Origin of the sequence: Trichocoleus sp. ST-U2 (genome assembly GCF_039961875.1) — a bacterium.
Lineage (GTDB): Bacteria > Cyanobacteriota > Cyanobacteriia > Cyanobacteriales > FACHB-T130 > FACHB-T130.
In genome coordinates, this window is record NZ_JAMPJY010000030.1 from 20090 (window position 1) to 42566 (window position 22477).

The window sequence follows — 22477 nt, forward strand, 5'->3', positions numbered from 1 at the left end:
TGTTTCTAATTCGGAATTTTTAATTCTTTCAGAATTTGCCAAGCTTTGACGAGATTGCCTTGCAGAAGCGTTGCTACGCCATTCAGGGCTTGAAGTTCGGATAAGTTCGGGTTGATGGCAAGAGCCGGTTTCAAAGCTTTCTGGGCGGCGGCGGGATGCCAATCGTACAGATGGACAAAGGCGAGATAGGCATAAGCGTAGGGATTTTGGGAGTCGATCTCAACGACTCGTTCTAAGGCAGCGATCGCACCTTTGACTTGTCGCTTTAGTGCCTTTGACAAAGCCAGCGTGTATGCCCAATCCCGGTTTTGCGGTTCCCGTTGCAGTCGGTATTCCAATGCCGTCAAGGTTTGATTCAGATAGTCTTGAATCGGGTCGTACTGGTTGATGCGCCCAGTTTCTTCAAATATCGACTCTAGAGCTTCTGTCCCTTGGGGTAAGGTAGCCGCTAGAGTCCGCAACTGAGTCAGCAAATCCAATTCAGGTGCGGGTGTGGCGGCGGCAAGGGGTTCAATCTTCAGTGTCACGGAGGGAACCTGTATCGGGTAAGTTTCACCCGTTTGCCGGTTCAGGTAAGTCGCTTCTAGGCGGTAAATTCCAGCCGATATATTTGCTGGCGGCAGCATCGCCATCTGTTCGGTAACTCGAAAGCCATTCGCAGAAAGCTTAGAGGGAAGAACTTTTGGATACAATTCTCCCATGCCAATCCCGTGATCGTGCAGCCATTCAGATTTGGAATTTTCAACTTTGGAATTGTTAACTGTGGAATTTTCAACAATGCGATCGCTTATTCGCCAAGTCAGCAGCACTAAACCGGATTGCAACTGTTTCCAGGAACCAGACCATTCGTAGGTAATCGGTACGGGACTCCCTGGCGGGGCTTGGTTCGGTACACTCACCCGTTCTAGGCTGACTTGGGTACGGGGTTCTGTGAGGGGTTGTACTTGAATGGGTGGCGTTTTGCGATGATAGAGTTTCAGCACGCTGTCATCGGGTAAATCCCAAGTCTTGTGCAATTGGAAATCCGAACCTTGTTCTACAGTTTGGACGATGATTGCTTGCGCGTCTGGAATCGATCCTTGCTTACCAGTTTTCGTGAGGAACCAGGAAAGCGATCGCGCATCTTGAGGGACAAACTTCTTTCGGGTTCCTACCTGACGCCCATACACCTGAAAATTTTCTAACGCACCGTAATAATTGAAATTGTGCTGGTTAATTTTTGCGGTTGAGGGTAATACTCCTAGTGTGGAACGCAGATAAGGTTCGGTTTGAATAATTTGGGCGATCGCTTGTTGGTGAGGCCATTTTTCTCCCAGATAAACGGGATGCTGGGCGTAGGGACTGAGGACTTGCGTGAAATTGGCAAACATCCCTCCCACGGGGAACAGGTTCAGAAACATTAGCAGCACCGCCAAACCAACCGTTCCCCAACGGATGTAATGTTTCCAGCGTCCTGTCTGGCGCGTCAAACCATAAGCCAAAAACAGCGCCACTACTGGCAAGTAAGGCAAGACATAGCGAGAATCCTTATTGATATTCAGCGAACCCAGTAAATAAGCTCCCAGCCAAAATACTGCAAGCCAAGCAATTGAATCAAAATGTAAAAATGAAAGATTAAAAGTTGAAGAATTCTCTTGTTGAGTTTTTATTTTTTTAATTGAATAAATCAGCAATCCCACAATTGGAATGAGTAACAAAGGCCAAGACACATGGTAAGGAAGAATTTTCCAGTAGTAAGTCCAAGCGTCTAGAGTATTGAGGGCGGGATCTCCCTCCGCGATCGCTGAATCCACGGTTGCGCGTTTTCCCGCTGTCAGCATCAGCAGCCAATTGGTGCGATACCAAGGACCAAAGACCAAAACCGAAAGCAGCAACCCAGAAACCAGTTGCGCGAGGCGTCCCCATGCCCGGTGCCGAATCGCCCCAAACCCCACGCACAAAATCGGCGTCAACAGAAAGAACAGCGCTGTCTGCTTTACCATCAGCGCCAGCCCCAAAGAAAGCCCAAACGCCGCCGCCCAAACCCATTCTCTTGTTCTTTGCGTCCTCTGTGCCTCTGCGGTTCGACAATTCCGCCAAACCGTCAAGCAAAAGAAACTCAATGTCACAACCGCTGTCAGCGGATAATCTAGCAGAAAATCCAGACGATATTGATAAATTCCCGGTAACAATTGGCACAGCCCAGCCGCCCATAAACCGACTTCAATGCTAAATAGCTGGACACCCAAACCATAAACCGAACCCAAAAGCATCGCACTGAATAGCAACAGAACCAGCGTGGCTTGATCCGCCCCCGTCCCAAAGAGATGCTGGACGATAGCAGTCGCAATGTAGGTAAAAGGCGGCACTTTGGATGTCAAAAGCCAAAAACTCGTCCACCACTCCCCTGAAAACCACTGGGGTTGTTGCAAAGCCCTCCAGTAGTTCAACGATCCCGTCAAGTAATCTGCCTGATCCCAAGCTGGCACCGAATGGTCAAGCGCAAACCAAATGCGATCGCTAACTGCCCCCACCAGCCAAATGATTCCTAGAATTAGCAGACTTCTATTTTTAAACTTAGTGCTTTTATCTTTATCGGTCACAGAATCCAGATAGGTTCTTTTAACTTCTTTCTCATTTTGTATTGCATCAAATTGAGAACCGCTCTATTATTTTCTCCCAATTACCTTACCCCAATAAAAAGACAAAAGTAAAAGAAACAATTCTTTCTGTTTACTTTTGTCTTCTTACTTTTGCCTTTCTAATCTACTCCTTCAATCGGAGCAAATCCTTGGCGCTGGATATTTTCTGTCACTACGCGGGGTTCGAGGAATTGTAGCAAGTAATCTGGGCCACCTGCTTTAGAACCGACGCCAGAAAGTTTGAAACCGCCGAAGGGTTGTCTTGCTACAATTGCGCCAGTGATTCCGCGATTGATGTAGAGGTTGCCGACTTCAAATTCGCTTTCAGCTTGTTGAATGTGGGAAGGTGTACGGGAATATAGACCACCAGTCAGGGCGAAGTTAGTATTATTACCAACTGCGATCGCTTCCTCAAAATTCTTCACCCGCATGACGGCTAGAACCGGACCAAAAATTTCTTCTTGGGCAATCGTTGCCTCTGGCGAGACTTCTGAGAAAATCGTTGGACCGATAAAATAGCCATTGTTGGGTGCGGGCATTTCCAGCGCCACTTTGGCTTCCTGACGCCCTTTCTCGATATATTCCAAAATGCGATCGCGTGCGTTTGCATCAATCACGGGGCCAACTTGGGTGCTGGGTGCCTCCGCAGGGCCAACATTGAGCGATCGCGTTGCTTCCACCAAACGCTCTACAAAGGCATCATAGATGGGTTCTAGAACGATTACCCGAGAACACGCCGAACACTTCTGTCCGCTGTAACCAAAGGCGGACTGCACCACACCTTGCACAGCTTGATCGAGATCGGCACTTTCATCGACGATAATCGCATTCTTGCCACCCATTTCGGCAATCACCCGCTTCAGGTGTTTTTGCCCTGGTTGTAAAATCGCCGCATCAGCGTAAATCCGACAACCGACTTCCTGAGAACCTGTGAAAGTAATCATGTGGACGTCGGGATGCTTCACCATATAAGCACCCACCGTTGAACCTTTTCCGGGTACGTATTGGAACACCCCACGAGGGATGCCTGCTTCTACCAAAATTTCACTGAGTTTCGCTGTAATCACCGATGAAACTTCAGCGGGTTTGAGAAGCGTACAATTCCCAGTCACCAGTGACGCCACTGTCATTCCGGTGGGAATCGCCAAGGGGAAATTCCAAGGGGAAATAATCAGGGAAATCCCTCGTGGTTGGTAGTTATAGCGGTTGGTTTCCCCGGCGATGTCATAATGGTGCCCAGCATCCAGCCGTTCCATTTCGTCGGCGTAGTAACGGCAGAAGTCTATCGCCTCGGAAACTTCACCGTCGCATTCCCGCACTGGCTTCCCAACTTCTAATACCATGCACGCGGATAATTCAGCGCGGCGTTTTTCCATCAAATCTGCGGCTTTCCGCAACACTCCAGCCCTTTCTGGCACCGGAGTCCGCCGCCAATTGGCAAATGCTGCTTTTGCGGCTTGGATCGCTTGTTCTGCCTGTTCTACGCTAATCAACCCGATTTTGCCAACCACCTCGCTGGGGTTGGAAGGATTCACTGAATTAACGAGATCGGATGTGTTTACATATTCACCGTCAATCAGAGGTAAATAGGTTTTACCCAACTGTTCGCGCATCGTTTGCAAAGCTTGTTGCGATCGCTTCCTTTCCTCAGCTTCTGCATAATCCGTATCCGCTGCATTGTGAAAAGGCAAGTTTTGAGTTGGGAGTTTTGAGTTTTGAGTTTTGAATGAATCCGAACTTTCTACGACGGGAGGCGCTAACAATTCCTCAATCGGACGCTCTTCCAGATTTTGTCGCAAGAACGAACTATTGGCAGTATTTTCCAGCAACCGGCGAATCAAATAAGCCATCCCCGGTAGCAAATCCCCATAAGGACAATACACCCGCACTCGATAACCTTTATCGACGAGCGCTTTTGCCAGCTTATCTCCCATGCCGTACAAAACTTGCATCTCAAAGCGACGGCGGGGAATTTTCAAACTTTCCGCGATCGCCATCGCCCGTGCTTGCGATCGCACGTTATGACTGCCAATTGCTGCGTACAAATACTCATGATTTTCCAGCAACAGTTGGGTCATCTTCTCAAAATTGGCATCGGTTGCAGTTTTATCGCTGTAAACTGGCACCGGCCAATCTTTCTGCATTGCCTTGATGGTTTCCTGATCCCAATACGCCCCTTTTACCAAGCGCACTGTCAGAGGATAGCCACGCTGTTTCGCCCAGTCAATCAAGCCGCGCAAATCTTGTTCGCTGTCGCGCAAATAAGCTTGCAGGGTTATTCCGAGATCCGTGCGACTCCGGAACTCCTCTTCCATCAACAACTGTTTCAGAATGGAGAGCGTCAAATCTTTGTAGGCATACTGTTCCATGTCAAAGTGAACGGCAGCCCCCAACGCTTGGGCACGACGTAAGAGAAGCCGGATGCGATCGCTCACTCGCTCCTCGCTTCCCTTCGCATCCAACGGATCGAACTGCGAATAAAACGCTGTCAGCTTGACAGATACTTGAATTTGGGGGATTTCTTCTCCATCTGCTTGGTCAATTGCCGGAACCCGCGTCCACGTCTTCGCTGCCTCCGTCAGCTGCTGCATCAATTCCAAATATCTATCTAAATACGACTGCGCCTCAGTTTCCGTAATCACCGCTTCCCCCAACAGGTCGATGGTGAAAGCCATTTTCTCCTTACGCAATCGCTCAACCGTCTTAATAACCTGTTTAATACTTTCCCCAGCGATATATTTATGCGCTAAGGTTTCAACTGCTGTATTCACCGTTGTCGCTGCTACCTGACCGGGCATTGAGTCTGGAGACGCAAAGTTGAGCATCCCTTTCAGGCTCGTCGGGAGTTCAACCGACTCATCCGCCAAGTATTCTTGCAAGTGGCGAGCAACTTCCGGTTTACTGTGCAGCGCAGGCAGACAGTCAATGAAGCGAAACAGCTGCACTCGCAAACCAGGGTTAGCCATTGCCCAAGCAAGTAATTTATCATCCCAGCGCATTTGGTCGCGCATTTGGGCAAAAAAGGAGCGATTTTCTCTCGTTGCTGCCAACAGTTGTTTGGCAATTTCTTGGGTCTTGACTTCGTAGGTGCTATCAGATATTTGTACAACCACGGCTGGCAGACTCCTAATTCAGGATAAAGGCATCAATGCTGGGAACCCTCTATCTTCTATTTTCTCGATTTCCCAAGCGATCGGCATCAACTTTACTTCCCAACAGCCGCTGTTGACTGTAGCGGATTCAACACACGACCCAGGAACAAAATGCTACCCGACTGCTTGTCCCGAATCAGGAACACAAATGGGCGATCGGCTCGAAACTCTTTGTTTGCCCCCCTAGTCATCCCAACCCCTGTAGACGCAGCTGCCTCAGTGCCCTCCTCATTTACCTCCACGAAGGCTTTGTGAATCACCTTGGAGATGAACAACCCTTTCTTGCCGGTCATCGCCGAGAAGTCAGCTTGAACGCTGAAAGCTTCGGGCATCCCCATATTTGCCAGTACCTTGCTTAGGTCAAACTCTGAAGTGAGGTTGAACTTAGGCACCCAAACTTCAACCATCTGCTCGTATTTGAGGGACGATAGCCACCGTTCCAAGTTTTTTGGCGTCAGCTGCTGCTCCATCTTCGCCAACCCATCCACTTGCTTGGGTAAGAGAATGACCATCGATAATTCCTTGGATATCTCCTCGCCTTGACCGTAGGGTAGCTCTAACACTTTCAAGCTGCCAATATCTGCCCAGCCGTATTGCTCCGTCTTGCACATCATCGGCACGCTAACCTGCTGCGTTGGAGTGACATAAAACGGCTCATCTTTGGTTTTTTGCCGATCGAACGGGCTGAACCAGGCACCTTTAAAGTAAATGGCATTTGTCAGCACCAGCTTGGTCTTAGAAGAGATCGTCCCTGGCGCAATCAGGTCTTGAATTTTGTCTTCAGTTTTTTTTGCGACCCAGTTGTTGATCGTGCGGCGAGTCTGTTCAGTCGCACCGGCAAAGTCCACCTCTTGGAGTCCCCCGCCGTAGTCGTTTTGGGTAGTTTTCAAAAAGCGATCGCTAAAGCCATAGCCCTTTTGACCCCAAAGCCGATTCGCAACTGCAATTTGATATCCCTGCTGTTCGCTGGCGTTTAGCTCAGCCATGAGCGCGGCAAAAGTCGGATGCAGGCGTTCTTGCTCTAAGGTGAAGTGGAGAACTTTCGCCATCTCGGTCGCCGTTTGTCCGCCAGCTCCAGCGTAGGTCATGGCGAGTGCCGTTGAAATGCTGTAAGGGGAGAAGAATAGGTTTCCTTCTTGTTTCCGCAGACGGTTATAGAGATCGAGGGCAAACGAGCTGTTGCCCTCCACCACCGTATCTAAAAGTGCGGAAAGTTCCTCTGTTGGTTGTTTTGGAGTGGAGGACGCGGTTTGGCTGGTTAAAATCGGCTTTGGAGTCCCATTCCCATCTGCCTTGTCTGACAATGCACGGGAATTCCTAAAATAGATACCAGGTTCACGAGCCATCGCGGAACCAACCGAAGCGATCGCCAAACCTACTAAAGCGGCGGTAAAACCCGCGATGAATTGTCTCATGCTGCTTTCATGCAAAATCACATAACCGTGGTTTCTGAATGTAGCAGATGCCTCTGGTAAGCCCAGCCTAACCTATCTTTTATTCCAAAGAAAAGATAACTTCAGGAGTATTAAACTCCTGAAGCAGACTGGTATCGTATCGCGATCGCAATTTTGAGTGATGATCTAAAACTCAAAATTTGTTTATAGCTGCTTCACTTCAGCAACAAGCTTCGCCACGACATCCCGCGCACTGCCAAATAGCATCATCGTTTTGTCTTTGTAGAAAAGCTCGTTATCCACACCGGCAAAACCCGCACTCATCCCGCGTTTAATCACAATCGTGTGTTTTGCCTTATCTACTTCCAGAATCGGCATCCCGTAAATCGGGCTAGCAGAATCGTGACGAGCCGCTGGATTCACAACATCATTCGCCCCAATCACCAGCGCCACATCCGTCTGCTCTAACTGCGGATTGATATCATCCATGTCGTATAGCTGCGGATAAGGCACATTCGCCTCCGCTAACAATACGTTCATGTGTCCTGGCATCCGTCCCGCGACTGGGTGAATGGCGTATTTCACTTCAACGCCTAGTTTTTCTAAGCCGTCAGCCAATTCGCGGACAGCGTGTTGTGCTTGAGCCACTGCCATGCCATAGCCGGGAACAATCACGACGGAACGCGCATAGCCCAACATCATCGCGCCTTCTTCGGTATCGATGCTGTGGACATTTTTATCGCCCCCTTCTGCACTACCAGTACCACCAGATGCCCCAGCTTTCCCGAAGGCACCAAACAGCACGCTGGCAAGGGAACGGTTCATCGCCTTACACATGATTTCGGTCAGGATTAAGCCTGAAGCGCCTACCAAGGCTCCGGAGATGATCAGCATATTGTTCATCACCACGAAACCAGCAGCAGCCGCAGCGACCCCAGAAAGCGAGTTCAGCAGCGAAATTACGACAGGCATATCGCCGCCGCCAATCGGAATCACGAACAGCACGCCCAGCAGTAAGGAAATCCCTACCATTGCTAGAAATACAGGTAAGTTGTCTGGGGTAATTAGCAGGAAGGCACTCGCTGCTACAAAACTTACTAATAGGAGAGCGTTGATGGGTTGTTGCAAGGGAAAAGTAATGGGAGAACCACTAATGAGTCCCTGCAATTTGGCAAAGGCCATCATACTGCCAGTGAAGGTGACGCCGCCGATAAATACGCTACTGATAATCGAGAGGTTGGCGTCGAAGGGAATTGCTTGCTGCGTGCCCAAGAGCCGCCAAAATTCTCCTACAGCGACCAGGGCAGAAGCTAAGCCTCCCAAACCGTTGAGTAGACCCACCATTTGGGGCATATCGGTCATTTCTACTTTATAGGCTGCGATCGCTCCCAACACTGAACCAATCAGCAAACCCAACAAAATCATTTCGTAGTTCAACACCTGCCTATCTAGCAGTGTTGCCACGATAGCCAGTAGCATCCCGACAGCTGCCCACTGATTGCCTGTGCGAGCTGTCGCCGGTGAACCCAGCTTCTTCAATCCCAGAATAAACAAACACGCTGCTACTAAGTAAGTCAGCTGTATCCCAGTTGGCAGAAATTCCGTCATATCACTTGTTCGTCGGTAATGGGTAATTGGTGATTGGTAATCAGATAGAGTTTTGAGTGTTCGGGTTTGAATTTTGAGTGAGAAATTTCTTCTGTTCAAACTTCAAAGCTTATCCATTACCCGCTTACCTTTTTCTTAAACATTTGCAACATCCGATCCGTCACTAAGAAACCACCTACTACGTTGATGGTTGCTAGCACCACGGCAATTAAGCCCAAAATGACGCTGAGATTTGACTCGCGCGGCCCGCAGACAATCAGCGCCCCGATCACGGCAATTCCAGAAATTGCATTTGCCCCAGACATTAGGGGAGTATGGAGTGTCGGTGGCACTTTGTTAATTACTTCAAATCCGATAAAAGATGCTAATACAAATACAAACAAAGCGCCAATTAAGGTTTCTGTCATTCAGCTCAATACTCCTTCTTGATTCAGCGGTCAAGGTGGACACTGCCCACCGACAATCTTAAAATTGGATACCTAATTTGATAGCTAAGAAACCCGTTTTCTAGAGAGAAAATGGGTTTCATCCACCATTTTTCTAGGCGTTAATCTTCACCTGAGTCAAACCATCCCGGACTCGTTGATTGAGAATCTCACCGTTATTAGAGACGCAGGTACTACTAATGATGTCATCCTCAAAATTCAGCTGCAATGCACTCTCTTTAATCAGGTATTGCACCAAAGTCAAAACATTCTTGGCATACATTTGACTGGCGTGAACCGGCATAGACGCAGGTAAATTCATCGGGCCAATAATCGTGACTCCGTTGCGCTGTACATCCTTGCCAGGTTCCGTGCAGGCGCAGTTGCCGCCTTGCTCAGCTGCCAAATCGACAATGACCGCACCCGGTTTCATCTGGGCTACCATTTCCTCAGTCACCAGGATGGGTGCTTTCCTGCCCGGAACCTGAGCTGTGGTAATGACGACATCGGCTTGCTTGACATGCTCGGTGAGGACTTCCTGGGTGCGTTGCTTAGAGGCTTCAGAAACTTCTTTCGCGTAGCCGCCCGCTGCCACAGTTTCTTCATTCAGCTGCACTTCGATAAATTTCGCCCCTAGGCTTTGCACCTCTTCTTTCACGGCAGGACGAATATCAAAGGCTTCTACGATGGCACCTAGGCGTCTAGCAGTAGCGATCGCTTGCAGTCCCGCTACGCCTGCACCCATGATAAATACTTTTGCCGGTGCAATTGTCCCAGCTGCTGTCGTCAACATCGGGAAGAACTTCGGCACAGCCGCCGCTGCAATCAGTACCGCCTTGTATCCAGCCACTCCCGCCTGAGAAGACAAAGCATCCATGCTCTGCGCCCGACTGGTGCGGGGGATCAATTCCATACTGAAGGCGGTGACTCGGCGCTCGGCTAAACGCTGGATTAGGTTTGGATTTCCCAAAGGATTTAGAAACCCAATCAACACGCCTCCTTCCTTGAGCTGATGAATTTCATGCTCTTTCGGCGGATTAACTTTTAATAAAACATCCGCCTCGCGCCACAAAGCACCTGTATCCGAGACAATCGTTGCACCAGCTGCTTTATAGGCGTCATCAAAGAAAAATGCTTGCTCACCAGCACCCGCCTCTACCCACACTTCTAGACCCTGTTTTACTAACCTGCCTACAGTGTCAGGCACCAGTGCCACACGACGTTCGCCAACTTCAACTTCCTTTGCAACCGCAATTCTCATGAACTCTCCCAATCAATTCTACGAAACCCTTCTGCATCCTATCCTTTTGCATCCTAGGCGGATTTCTAAATTCCGATCCGTATCTTTAACTTTGTTTTATGAATTTAGAGTTCCACACTCACGCACGTCCTAAGACGATATCACCTAGAACCCGTTTTCAAAGCTTTAACCAATGATAAAAAGCTTTCTCTTAAACCCTCTGGTGCCTATAATCTCTGGCGTCAATTCAGATTAATTGAAGGGTTTGTTTCCGGCTGATTTTTTCAAATTTATTCAATAAATAACCAAAAAAATACATAATGATATACATTAGTACATAAAAAAATGCCGAGCAGCGCGATCGCGCCGAGCGGCAACTAGTTTAAAATCAACTGTCTTTATGAGCCGGTCTGGTTCCATTGCCCTAACCTGAGCGATCGCTCGACTCAAAAGCTCACTAAGCTTGCATCTGGGGCACTTTCTTCCGGCTTCCCGCGTCACGGGGGAGGATTCATTCGAGGCGGCTACATCCCCGCTTGAGCCAAAAATAGTAAAGTTTAGTAACGAAGCCCACTCTCTAGCCCATTCTCTACAGTTGAGATACAAGAGCCTATGTTGTCAACAAAATCCTCTAAGCGACGCCTAATTTCTGCCCTAGCGGCGACGGGTTGCGTGCTAACGGGCTTTGCCAGCCTCACCCAAGCACAGAGTCTACCGGGGTTAACCATTTTTAGCGGTGTTGAACGGCAAAATCAGCTGAGCTATCGGTTAGATTTTGGCGGTCAATCGGATGCTTGGGATCGCTACCGGCTCAAGATTCCCGCCAAAAAAATGGAATTAGGGGCAGCTCAGTTTGTCATCACTTATCCCGATTACTATAAGGGCAAGTTTGACACGAAAAACGTTGAAGTCCGTGTCAAAGGGAAAAAGCTACCCCTCAAAGAGGTTGTCTGGGACAAAGAAAATTACAAGCTTCTGATTTATATGCAGGAGCCAGTGGCTGCTGGTAATAGCGTAGATTTAATCTTGTCTAACGTGAAAAACCCACCTTTTGGTGGAACTTATTATTTCACGGGTGCGATTCTTACTCCCGGCGATGTACCGTTGCCCCGTTATCTCGGTACCTGGATTCTGAGTATTAATTAAAGGTACAGTCCACGTCCGCTTCTGTGCAGCCAAGGGGCGCTTGTAAAAGGAGCGCAGTGTGATGCTATGCTGGAGAATCGTGACTTTTTGTATAGCGGCGATTCTAAATCTGGAGTAAAAACCGATGACTCAGCGCACTCTGGGCGGCACTAATCGTAAGCAAAAAAGAACATCTGGTTTTCGAGCACGGATGCGTACCAAAAATGGTCAGGCTGTCATCAAAGCTCGCCGAAAAAAGGGACGTTATCGCCTTTCCGTTTAGAAACACAAGAAGGATGAAGGATGAATTTATTTCGCCTTCATCCTTCTTTTAAGCCACCCAGGAGGGCGGAGTTTCTAGTGGCATTATCCAGAGCAAATCGACTCAGGCACCGGCAAGATTTTACCGCTGTGTACCAGAGCGGTCTGCGTCGCAATGCCCCTCACTTTGCTTTAAGAGCGTTGAGGCAATCAAGCGGCGCGAAGGGCATGAAAACTGCTGAAGTGATGCCAACCCGCATCGGCATCTCCATCAGCCAAAAAGTCAGCAAGCGAGCAGTCATCCGGAACCGGATCAAGCGACGGATTCGGGCAGCGATTCGTCAGATGTTACCTCGCATTGCACCTGGCTGGCGGTTGGTCATCGTTGTGCGACCCATAGCAGTGGAGTGCGATTATGGTCAAATTTTGCGAGAATTAGAGCAGTTGTTGGCAGAAGCAGAGGTACTCAATGGGCATCAAAGAGGAAACCTTCTATGAAGGCGGTCCCCACATAGGTGATTTGATTATTAATATCCTGCTGGGATTTACAGTCATCTGTATACCTCTGACGGTAGGGGCAATTGTGAGAGCGCTTTGGTTGCGCTACCGGATTACAACTCGTCGTATCTCGGTAACGGGTGGTTGGATGGGACGCGATCGCACCGACATTATCTACTCAGAAATTGTTAATGTCGTGAAGGTTCCCCGTGGAATTGGTCTCTGGGGCGATATGGTAGTCACTCTTCGAGATGGCAGTCGCCTGGAACTCAGAGCCTTACCTCGATTCCGGGAAATTTATGACTACATCAACGAGAAAATGGCAGCCAGAACCGGCAAACCAGCGGATGGTTCCGCGAGTCGATAGAATTGCCTCAAAAGTCAAGAAATTTTAGATGCTCAAATTGAATTGTCAATGGCTTATCTAAGAATTCCCCAGCGACTCTACCCTGGCTTTTGTGTGTTTTATAACCCAAAAATCACAAACATTAGATAACTTAGATTAAGATTCTCCACAAGCTACTAGCGCCCCCTCTAACTCAGAACGAATGGACTTTGGTATCGGGTTTCTCTCCAATAATGTCATGCTGCCAATCCTGGATTTCTTCTACGGGATTGTGCCTAGCTATGGTCTCGCCATCGTGGCGCTGACACTTGTAATTCGCTTTGCTCTCTATCCCCTGAGTGCTGGCTCCATTCGCAATATGCGGCGGATGAAAGTTTCCCAACCGCTGATGAAAAAGCGACAAGAAGAAATTCAGAAGCTTTACAAGGACGATCCTGCAAAACAGCAGGAGGAAATGAGCAAGCTGTTCAAAGAATTTGGCAATCCCTTAGCCGGGTGCTTCCCCGTGTTGCTGCAAATGCCGATTCTCTTTGCATTGTTTGCCACCTTGCGGGGATCGCCATTCTCGGATGTGAACTACACGGTCAATTTGCAAATCTTTCCTCAAGAACAAATTGAACGGATTCAGCCGCAAGCTTTCGTGACAGCGCCACAAAACATTTACTTTTCAGATGGCGTTCATGCCCCGATTGCGGCGCTGCTGCCGGGAGGGAACCGCCTGACGGTTGGGGAAAAGGCTAAAATTGAATTTCAAACCGTGGAGGGCAAACCCCTTCGGGAACTCCTCGCCGACTATCCTGAAACTAAGCTGATTCCCCGCTGGAAGGTCACTAAAGGCGAAGAACGGGTACAGGTGAATGAAGATGGCAGCGTGGAAGCTCTTCAGCCTGGGGAAGTCACCGTTCAGGGAACAGTTCCAGGACTAGCGGCAGATAAAGGATTTCTTTTTATTGATGCGTTAGGTCGTGTGGGCGCTTTTGATGAAGACGGAACCATTCACTGGGATATTATCGGCATGGTGCTATTCTTTGGCATCAGTTTGTATCTCAACCAGGTTCTCTCCGGACAGAACGATTCCAGCGATGCAAACGCCCAGCAGGCTACGGTCAACAAAATTACCCCAATCCTCTTTTCTGGGATGTTTTTGTTCTTCCCCCTGCCAGCAGGAGTGTTGATGTACATGGTCATTGCTAACATTTTCCAAACTGCTCAGACGTTTATTTTGTCGCGCGAACCCCTACCAGAAAACCTTCAGAAAATGGTAGAAGTTCAAGAAAAAGAAACGAAAGCAAAGGAAAGAGAAGCACTTCCCTTTGAACCAGGTCGTTCTAAGAAAAAGGCTTCGAGTTAGTTATGAGCGATCGCAGAATGCAGCGGGGTCAGCAGTGGCTAGAGCAACTCCTACAACTAGCCAAATTTCCTACCGGCGTTAAAGAAACCGCAATCCAAACGATTCCACAAAGCAGCGACTCCTCCCAAGCAGAATTAGAAACTTACTGGTTGACAATCGACGAAACTAAACTAACATCCGCACAAATTCAAGCCTTAGTAGGTTCTGAAGGTGCGACTCTCGATGCCATCCAGTACCTTGCCAATGCCATTTTGAACTTGGGTCAAGAGCGGGAGGAGCAGACGGCTTACACCATTGAACTTGATGGCTATCGCGCTCGGCGTCAAGCGGAACTCCAGGAACTTGCTGAGGATGCCGCTCAGCAAGTTCGCTCTTCTGGTCAAGAATTTGAAATAAAATCCTTGTCTTCAGCAGAGCGGCGTCAAGTTCATACTTTTTTTCAAGAGTGCGACGATTTAGAAACCTATAGTCGGGGTCAAGAACCAGACCGGCGTCTGGTTGTACGATTAAAAAATTAAGAGTTAAAAAAGGAAAATAAGAAATAATTTTTTGTTTTTTGTTTTCCTTTTTTAATCGGGTTGGAAGGATGGCTGAAGCATTATGAAGGCGATTTATATTCCTGGGCTTCTGAAAGCGCCAGAGCGCTCAGAAGTCATTCAAATTGATGATTTTTTACCAGAGCTGGAAACTTTGACGCCCGTGCGCGGACAGATGAAAGTTTCCCATCAAGGAAATTACCTGGATGTTTCTGTTAAAGCAGAAGCAATTGTCACTCTCACTTGCCATCGCTGCTTGCAACAGTATAATCACCGCCTAGCTATCAATACATCAGAAATGATTTGGTTAGATGAAGGGGCTGATCAACCAGACACAGGGCCTGTAGAACGAGAAACACCACTCGAAGATTTGTTGGAAATGCTGCCGCCGCAGGGTCATTTTCAGCCTGATGTTTGGCTATACGAACAAATGTGTTTGGCGATTCCCCCAAGGCAGCTTTGTGACAAAGATTGTTCGGGGATTCAACCAGCAAATACGAATGGCTCGGACAGTTTATCTGACCGCCGATGGGAAGCTTTAAAAGCACTCAAAAAACAATTTCCTAAATAGTCAGCGGTCAGTGGTTAGCGTCAGCGGCAAGAAACAAACAAGTTAAGGGAACAAGCATCGCCCTTGCGTATACTAACTGAACCGTAAGGCGAGATGCTTTTTCTTGGTTTTTACAGGGAGTTGGCAACTAATCAAGCAACAATGATTGTACGGGCGGGTTAAATGGAGAGAGTTTTGGGTTGCCAAGATTTTTGTTCGCGCCCCTACCAACTGACCACTGACCTGGAGACGCGACAACCGCAAGTCTTCTACCAACTGACATCCTATAACAGCTATGAGCTTCAGTGAAGAGTTTGAACTGCTGCTACGCGCCCGATATCCATTAATTTATATTCCAACTCCCGAAGAGGAGCGAGTAGAAGTAGCGATCGCGCAGGTAGCTCAACGGTTAGGCGATCGCCCAGTCTATATCTGGGATTTTGTCGATGGCTATCAGGGCAACCCCAACGATGCCGGTTTTGGACGACGCAATCCGGTTCAAGCATTAGAATTTGTAGAAAAAGTGGCAGCATCTGCCCCAGGAATCTTTATTTTGCGGGATTTTTCCCGTTTTTTAGAAGATATATCAGTTTATCGCAAGCTGAGGAATCTGTCACGGCGTCTGAAATCCCAGCCAAAAAATATTGTCATCGTCGCGCCGCAAATTGCCATTCCAACGGACTTGAGTGAAGTCTTAACCATCCTGGAGTTTCCGTTGCCAGCGCCAGCTGAGATCAAGACAGAAGTGGAACGCTTACTCGGTGCCACAGGTAAATCCCTCACCAGCAAAATTTTGGATGAACTGGTGCGTTCCTGCCAAGGGCTATCGATGGAACGGATTCGTCGTGTCTTGGCACGAGCGATCGCGACTCACGGAGAGTTGCGCCCTGAAGACGTGGAACTGGTGCTGGAAGAAAAGCGTCAAACCATTCGCCAGACCCAAATATTAGAGTTTTATTCGAGTAGCGAGAAAATTTCTGATATTGGCGGCTTAGATAACCTAAAAGACTGGCTGCTGCGGCGTGGTGGTTCCTTTTCAGAACGAGCAAGGCAATATGGTCTCCCTTATCCCAGAGGGTTACTCCTTGTGGGAATTCAGGGAACCGGAAAATCGCTGACGGCAAAAGCGATCGCCCATCATTGGCACTTACCTTTATTACGCTTAGATGTAGGGCGTCTTTTTGGAGGATTGGTGGGAGAATCGGAATCTCGCACTCGGCAAATGATTCAACTAGCAGAAGCTTTAGCTCCTTGCGTACTGTGGATCGATGAAATTGACAAAGCTTTCTCTGGCATTGATGGCAAAAGCGATGCCGGAACAACTAGCCGCGTCTTTGGTACCTTTATTACTTGGCTGGCAGAAAAAACTTCACCTGTATTCGTCGTGGCGACTGCTAACAATATTCAAGCTTTACCCCCGGAAATGCTTCGCAAAGGCAGATTTGATGAAATCTTTTTTGTGGGTTTGCCCGAACAAGAGGAACGTCGCGCCATTTTTGCGGTACACTTATCCAGGCTGCGGCCTCACAACTTGAGTAGTTACGATCTCGATCGGGTCGCATACGAAACCCCCGATTTTTCTGGGGCAGAAATTGAGCAAACCTTGATAGAAGCGATGCACATTGGCTTTAGCCAGAATCGAGACTTCACTACCGATGATATTTTAGAAGCCGCCAGTCAGATTGTGCCCTTAGCTCGGACTGCCCAAGAGCAAATCCAGTTTTTGCAAGATTGGGCAGCCGCCGGTAAAGCCCGTATGGCATCGAGACACAGCCCTTTGAGTAGTCGCTTTCATCAGCTGCAACAACCGGAATCACAAGCATGAGTTGGTCGGGTTTAGCAAAATTTATAATTGGTTTCTTCCTAGCGATCGTCCTCCTCGCTGTGGGTGGTGGTGCTACCGCCTATTACTTCTTAACTAAACTGTCGGCTCCTCCGCCCAAGCCGGTTTATGCAAATGATAAACCAGAGGTAAAAGCCAAAGCTTCTCCTAGCGCTGTCAAGACAACATCGGCGTCCTCCGCTCAACCCAACCCAACGCCGACGCCCAGCACTGCTCCTGCTAAAGTGCTAGAACCTGGAGCGTATACCGCTCGCGTTACCTGGCGCGAAGGTTTAAGCTTACGAGAGGCACCAACTTTGGAAGCCAACCGCGTCGGTGGGGTCGGATACAATCAGAGGATTGTAGTCATCAAAGAAAGCGATGATAAAAGATGGCAACAGATCCGTCTGGAAGAGGGCGAACAACAAGGCTGGATCAAAGCCGGTAACATTGAGCGAGTTGAGACAGAACAACAGCAATAGGCGAAATCTGACAGAGATTTCAGTGCGGGGGATTGCAGTACAAGCATAGAGTTCCCCCGTTTCTGTAACCTTGGGACGTGTTAAGAAAATTAGCTTAATTTAAATCTTAATTGCAATATTCCAGCAACTTTTCAACCTACTAAAGTCTGGTGGTAGGTTGTAAAACTGTAAGTCACAGCTATTTTTAACTTGGCTGCTGGAGCGCAACAATGTTCAATAAAAACTCTCATCAAGATTTATTAGGATCTGCCGTTATCGCGGCATTGGGTGCTGGTATCGTTACTTCTTTTGCTGTAAGTCAAGGTCAACACCCGCTCGTAGCTTTAGGCATTACTGGTGTAGCGGTGATAGTTGCCTTAATTTTTGATGCTAAGGTTTAGTTTAATCGCTGAAAATGTCTAGAGTTTCTCAAAAACAAGACCTAGAAACCATCTAGCTTAAAGTATTCTCTCTGTAGTTAGTAAACAAAAAACGTGAAAATAACGTAAAATAAGCCAAAAATAGCAGTTAAAACTTCTCTGAAAACTTCAGTGAGTGGATTAGCTGCTAAGAGTTTTGCAGGACAAGAATGGAGACGCTTGCCTATCTTTATGTAGCAGTAGCTTACGAGGAAACGACAGATCCTCTGGCTTTTCCAGTTATAGAAAAGTTAGAACTTTTTAAGGATCTCAATCGGCAAAAGCTTTCTAGCACCGCGACAAGCTATCTGCTATCGCTGGCTCTAAATCTAGCTTTCCTCAGTTTGCTCCACAGTGCTAGCGCAATACAGATAGAGGATAGGGGTGCTGAAGTGACGGCTTTGCAAACAAACTTGATGGCAGCCAACTACTATAAGGGACCTGTCACTGGATACTACGGCAAGTTGACCGAGGCAGCGGTGAGGCGTTTCCAAGCGATCAGTGACTTAGATGCTGACGGCATCGCGGGTTCAGAGACCCTAGAAGCATTAAAGCGATATCTGGAGAGCAAAAGCAAGAAAAGTAAAAAGTCGCACAACACTCCGCAGACGAGTGCAATGAACATTGGTAAGCGCGGGTTGCGACTGGGCGATCGCGGTCGGGAAGTCACCGAAGCTCAGCAAAGGCTGAAAGCGGCTGGTTTTGATCCGGGTTCTATTGATGGAAAATTTGGCTGGAAAACAGAGCAAGCTGTGAAGCGCTTTCAAGTGGCGAGGGGTTTAAAGATTGACGGCATTATGGGTCGGGAAACCTGGTTTGCTGCCGGGTATCTTGCGACTTCAAATTCTCCTTACTCGGTGATTGTAATGGCTGAGACTACCGAAACGCTGCGCCAAGTGCGCCAGTATGTGCCGAATGCTTATCTGGATACTTCCAGTAGCGATTCTAATATTCAGGCAGGAGCATTTGCCAATGCGTCTGGGGCAGAACGCCAGTCGGAGATGTTGCGATCGCAAGGACTGAATGCACGAGTGGTATATCGTCGATAGAGAGTGCGATTTGATGCAATCAATCGGCTAGACTGGCGTTAAAATCTATGCTGTAAAAAGTAATGGAAACCCTTGCCTATCTTCATCTAGCCTTAGTCTACGAAACACCTGTACAAGAAGCCGGTGTTTCTCCGGTTGGGGAAAACCAGGAATTTCTGACCGGATTGAATTGGAAAAAACTTTCTAGCCACGCAACGATTCATTTTCTATCGATTGCCGTTGCCTTAGCGATGCTAGGAATCTCTTCTCAGGCGTTAGCACAGAGAACGCTGAAACAAGGCGATCGCGGTTCTGAGGTACGCGCATTACAACAGCAGTTACAGGCGCGAGGCTTTAGTGTGCCCGCCACTGGCAATTTTGGCTCGCAAACTAAAAATGCGGTGATTCGATTCCAGCAAGCCAATCGGCTCACACCAGATGGGATTGTGGGTCGAGGAACCAGGGCAGAATTATTTAATCAAGTTAGACCGACTATAAGCCAAAGCTTCAATAATGACCCGTTTACCCTGCCACCTCCGGACAGAACTCTTGACTCGCTTCCGGAAAACCCTACACTGTCTCCTCCCAACATCCCTACACTGAGAGCAGAAAATATCTATCCAGAAGATATCTATTCAGAAAATACCTATTCAGAAAATACCTATTCAGACATTAGGCTTGTCCAAGAACAGTTAGCACAGGCAGGATTCAACCCCGGTCGTATTGATGGAGTATTTGGTCGAAATACGGCGCAAGCTCTCAGGGAGTTCCAGACAACTGTAGGTTTATCTCCCAGCGGTACGATTAATTCAGAAACGCTGCGGGCACTAGACGACTACGTTGCCGGTCGTCCAAGTCAACAACTAAGTGACTACAGCAACCGGAACGACAGGAGTCGTAGAAGTCTCCAACCTGGCGATCGCGGTTCCGAGGTCGAGGATCTCCAACGGCGATTGAGCGATCAAGGCTTCAACCCTGGTCGCATTGATGGGGTTTATGGTCCCGCTACCCAGCGAGCTGTCAGGCAGTTCCAGCAAGCTCGGCGTTTATACCCTGACGGCATTGCAGATGCACGAACCCTACAGGAATTAGGAATTAATTTTGCTGAGAATCGCTACGTGGTAGTCGTACCAGGGAATTACACAACATTGAATAAAGTCCTCCGCTATGTACCGAATGCGGATCTGGGGCCGAAATCGAAACGAGGTTCCTATGTAAATGCAGGGGCATTTTCCAATCGGCAGCTTGCCGAAAGCCGCTCCGAGCTACTGCGATCGCGCGGACTAGATGCACGGGTGGTATATCGCCCCTAGGCACTAGTATGGTATAGCTAGTTGATGAAATTGACCTTCTTAAACTGTCTATCAAGAGTTTGCCAGTAAAATTATGGAAACCCTTGCCTACCTGCATCTTGCCCTGGCCTACGAAGCATCTACGAACAGCGAGTTTCCTATAGTCTGGAATAGCCAAAAAATTTTTGAAGGACTGAACCGCCAAAAGCTGTCTAGTAGAGCGAGTTTGTCTCTGCTATCGCTTTTTGTCTCACTGAGCCTCTTGGGAATGTCTCAAGCTTTAGCAATACTTGAGCCAGGAAACACCGGCGCGGAGGTAGCCACTCTCCAGCAGCGCTTGCAGCAGCTAGGCTATTTCAAAGCAGGTATCACAGGCAATTTTGGCCCGATTACAACGGAAGCTGTGATCCAATTCCAGAAAGCTAACGGGCTGGAACCGGATGGCATTGTGGGACCGCGAACCGAAGCCGCCTTACAGAAGAAGCGAGGCAAGCCAATCCAGGCGCAGGCCAGCCAATCTCGGCAGGTCAGACAGGTCAGCCGCCCACGTTTCCAGTCTGTCAGGCAACGTCCTCAGCCGGTCAGCAAGGCTTCTCAGGTCAGCCAACGTTCGAGGAGTGGAGTCCTACAGGAAGGAGACAGCGGTCCGGAGGTAGTAGCCCTCCAGCAACGGTTGCAAAAACAGGGCTATTTTCAAGCAAATATCACTGGCTATTATGGCCCGATCACAAAAGCAGCCGTTAACCGATTCCAGCAAGCGGCGGGAATGCCAGTAGATGGCATTGTCGGTTCGGATACCCAGGCAGCTTTGATAGGTGTGGGAGGCGGAGAGGATCGGACTCCGCCTAAAAATATCGCTTCTAGTGGGCAGATCCTACAATTAGGCAGTAACAACCGGGAGGTGGTAGAACTCCAGCGACGGTTGCGGAAACTGGGAATTTTGCAAGGGGCCATGACTGGCTACTTTGATCAAGACACCAAAGATGCCGTAATTCAGTTTCAGAAATCGCAAGGTTTAACAGCTGATGGAATCGCTAGACCCAATACTATATTGGCTCTGAAAAATACAAGCGATCGCTTTAATACAGCTTCTAGCGGACAGATCCTACAGTTAGGCAGTAACAACCGGGAGGTGGTAGAACTCCAGCGACGGTTGCGGCAGATGGGAATTTTTCAAGGTGCCATGACTGGCTACTTCGATCAAGACACCAAAGACGCCGTAATTCAGTTTCAGAAATCGCAAGGTTTAACAGTTGATGGAATCGCTAGACCCGATACTATATTGGCTCTGGAAAATACAAGCGATCGCTTTAATGTATTGTCTTTACAAAAGCGTCTGAAAGAAAACGGCTTTTATCGCGGGCCATTAAATGGAATTTTCGAGGCACAAACTAAAGCAGCAGTCGAAGCTGCCCAGCGTGCTTATGGTCTCAGTGCTGATGACATCGTGAAGGGGCGTTTTTAACCTAGAGGGATTCGCTAACAATTAGCTAATCCCTCTAGTGGCAAGTAATACATCTCGCCCTACCCCTACTTGATTCACTTTTTAAATCGGTAGTAACGCCCGCTGGCAAGTTGGACAGATAGCGTGAATCGTCATCTGACAGTCAAGCAGGTGGTACCCTTCTTTTCTGGCTGTTCTGGTGCCGGTTTTTAAAATCGAGTCATTTTTGAATTCAATCGTCTTGTTACACCGAACACAGATCAAATGGTGATGGTGATGAGGATAAGGTTGATTGAGTTCGTAATGCTTATGTCCTTCTGCCAGTTCAAGTTCGCGCAAAATGCCCAGCCGAGCCATCAACTTTAAGGTTCGGTAAATGGTGGATAAGCTTATGTCCTCACCTTCACTGTGCAACAACTCGTGGAGGTCTTCAGCACTAAGATGCTGACCTCTAGGAAGATGTTGAAAGACATTCAGGATCGTTTCCCGCTGGGGAGTTAAACGCCAGCCCCGTTCGTTCAGTTCAGCCTTGAGTGAGGTTGCTGTGTAGAAAGACATGTTGACCTTCTCAAGAAAGTAGCCCTATTGAGAAGAATAGCGAATTCCTAGAATATTTGCAACAATCGAAGCTTATTGAGAATAATATTTAATAAGAAACAAGGCGAAGAAATAGGGAAAGCAACTGGAAAAAGGAAGCAAGATAAGTTAAGAATTATATCTTTTGCTTTTTTCTTTTTTCCTTTTGACCACTGCTGTGAGTGTCAGTTGTTACTTGTGGGATCTAGTTTTATGCCTTGTCCCTGCTGGGTGCAGTATTTACCGCTTTTTACTACTGCTTGCCGCTCCCTGACTTTCTATATTTGAAATCACAAAACCCTCCTTAAAAAGGGGGGTTTTGAGAAAA

General features: G+C 48.2%; 20 protein-coding genes. 13 read left to right on the forward strand and 7 right to left on the reverse strand.

Translation table 11 applies throughout. From position 1 onward, the window contains the following. Window positions 1–5: 5 nt before the first annotated feature. From NC996_RS18835 to NC996_RS18860, 6 genes are all read right to left on the reverse strand, one after another. On the reverse strand, window positions 6–2582 hold the full coding sequence (locus tag NC996_RS18835; protein WP_190685405.1) for a glycosyltransferase family 39 protein: 2577 nt from the start codon (window positions 2580–2582) through the stop codon (window positions 6–8). Between the two features lie 158 nt (window positions 2583–2740). After that, on the reverse strand, window positions 2741–5734 hold the full coding sequence (gene pruA, locus NC996_RS18840) for an L-glutamate gamma-semialdehyde dehydrogenase (RefSeq protein ID WP_190685408.1): 2994 nt from the start codon (window positions 5732–5734) through the stop codon (window positions 2741–2743). Window positions 5735–5826: 92 nt separating this feature from the next. Beyond that, window positions 5827–7188, reverse strand: a complete 1362-nt coding sequence (locus NC996_RS18845; protein ID WP_190677709.1) for a serpin family protein — start codon at window positions 7186–7188, stop codon at window positions 5827–5829. Window positions 7189–7371: 183 nt separating this feature from the next. Beyond that, entirely contained in the window at window positions 7372–8775 is a 1404-nt protein-coding gene (locus NC996_RS18850) for an NAD(P)(+) transhydrogenase (Re/Si-specific) subunit beta (protein ID WP_190412731.1), read from the reverse strand. Between the two features lie 116 nt (window positions 8776–8891). Beyond that, the gene (locus NC996_RS18855) at window positions 8892–9182 is read right to left on the reverse strand and encodes an NAD(P) transhydrogenase subunit alpha (protein ID WP_190412730.1); all 291 of its coding nucleotides are present in this window, start codon (window positions 9180–9182) and stop codon (window positions 8892–8894) included. A 133-nt stretch (window positions 9183–9315) separates the two neighbouring features. Next, on the reverse strand, window positions 9316–10461 hold the full coding sequence (locus tag NC996_RS18860; protein ID WP_190439674.1) for a Re/Si-specific NAD(P)(+) transhydrogenase subunit alpha: 1146 nt from the start codon (window positions 10459–10461) through the stop codon (window positions 9316–9318). Window positions 10462–11052: 591 nt separating this feature from the next. On the opposite strand from NC996_RS18860, the gene NC996_RS18865 reads away from it, so the two are divergent. The 13 genes from NC996_RS18865 (at window position 11053) to NC996_RS18925 (ending at window position 21594) form a co-directional block, all read left to right on the forward strand. Continuing rightward, complete coding sequence (locus NC996_RS18865) at window positions 11053–11586, forward strand: DUF2808 domain-containing protein (RefSeq protein ID WP_190536249.1); 534 nt, start codon at window positions 11053–11055, stop codon at window positions 11584–11586. 124 nt (window positions 11587–11710) lie between these two features. After that, complete coding sequence (gene rpmH, locus NC996_RS18870; RefSeq protein WP_190412727.1) at window positions 11711–11848, forward strand: 50S ribosomal protein L34; 138 nt, start codon at window positions 11711–11713, stop codon at window positions 11846–11848. Window positions 11849–11925: 77 nt separating this feature from the next. Next, window positions 11926–12324, forward strand: a complete 399-nt coding sequence (gene rnpA / locus NC996_RS18875) for a ribonuclease P protein component (RefSeq protein ID WP_190412726.1) — start codon at window positions 11926–11928, stop codon at window positions 12322–12324. Further along, on the forward strand, window positions 12296–12691 hold the full coding sequence (locus tag NC996_RS18880) for a PH domain-containing protein (protein ID WP_190412725.1): 396 nt from the start codon (window positions 12296–12298) through the stop codon (window positions 12689–12691). Before rnpA ends, NC996_RS18880 begins: the two co-directional genes overlap by 29 nt. Window positions 12692–12872: 181 nt before the next feature. Further along, window positions 12873–14021, forward strand: coding sequence for a membrane protein insertase YidC (yidC, locus tag NC996_RS18885; RefSeq protein WP_190412724.1), 1149 nt, complete (start codon window positions 12873–12875; stop codon window positions 14019–14021). Window positions 14022–14023: 2 nt separating this feature from the next. Continuing rightward, complete coding sequence (locus NC996_RS18890; RefSeq protein ID WP_190412723.1) at window positions 14024–14539, forward strand: R3H domain-containing nucleic acid-binding protein; 516 nt, start codon at window positions 14024–14026, stop codon at window positions 14537–14539. Between the two features lie 82 nt (window positions 14540–14621). Continuing rightward, window positions 14622–15128: a YceD family protein gene (locus tag NC996_RS18895; RefSeq protein ID WP_190536251.1), complete on the forward strand. Its 507-nt coding sequence runs from the start codon at window positions 14622–14624 to the stop codon at window positions 15126–15128. 274 nt (window positions 15129–15402) lie between these two features. Beyond that, window positions 15403–16932 (forward strand): AAA family ATPase, encoded by a 1530-nt coding sequence (locus tag NC996_RS18900; RefSeq protein ID WP_190412721.1) that lies wholly within the window; start codon window positions 15403–15405, stop codon window positions 16930–16932. Further along, complete coding sequence (locus NC996_RS18905) at window positions 16929–17411, forward strand: SH3 domain-containing protein (protein ID WP_190430067.1); 483 nt, start codon at window positions 16929–16931, stop codon at window positions 17409–17411. Before NC996_RS18900 ends, NC996_RS18905 begins: the two co-directional genes overlap by 4 nt. A 209-nt stretch (window positions 17412–17620) precedes the next feature. Next, window positions 17621–17791 carry a hypothetical protein gene (locus NC996_RS18910; protein ID WP_190412719.1) on the forward strand — a complete coding sequence of 57 codons (171 nt, stop codon included), beginning with the start codon at window positions 17621–17623 and terminating at the stop codon, window positions 17789–17791. Window positions 17792–17979: 188 nt separating this feature from the next. Next, a complete protein-coding gene (locus NC996_RS18915; protein WP_190685411.1) occupies window positions 17980–18858 on the forward strand; it encodes a peptidoglycan-binding protein in 879 nt (292 codons plus the stop codon). A 62-nt stretch (window positions 18859–18920) separates the two neighbouring features. After that, window positions 18921–20150 (forward strand): peptidoglycan-binding protein, encoded by a 1230-nt coding sequence (locus tag NC996_RS18920; protein WP_190685414.1) that lies wholly within the window; start codon window positions 18921–18923, stop codon window positions 20148–20150. Window positions 20151–20223: 73 nt separating this feature from the next. After that, window positions 20224–21594: a peptidoglycan-binding protein gene (locus NC996_RS18925; protein WP_190685417.1), complete on the forward strand. Its 1371-nt coding sequence runs from the start codon at window positions 20224–20226 to the stop codon at window positions 21592–21594. Window positions 21595–21675: 81 nt separating this feature from the next. Here NC996_RS18925 and NC996_RS18930 read toward each other — a convergent pair whose 3' ends face one another. Then, window positions 21676–22131: a transcriptional repressor gene (locus NC996_RS18930; protein WP_190412715.1), complete on the reverse strand. Its 456-nt coding sequence runs from the start codon at window positions 22129–22131 to the stop codon at window positions 21676–21678. Window positions 22132–22477 lie beyond the last annotated feature (346 nt).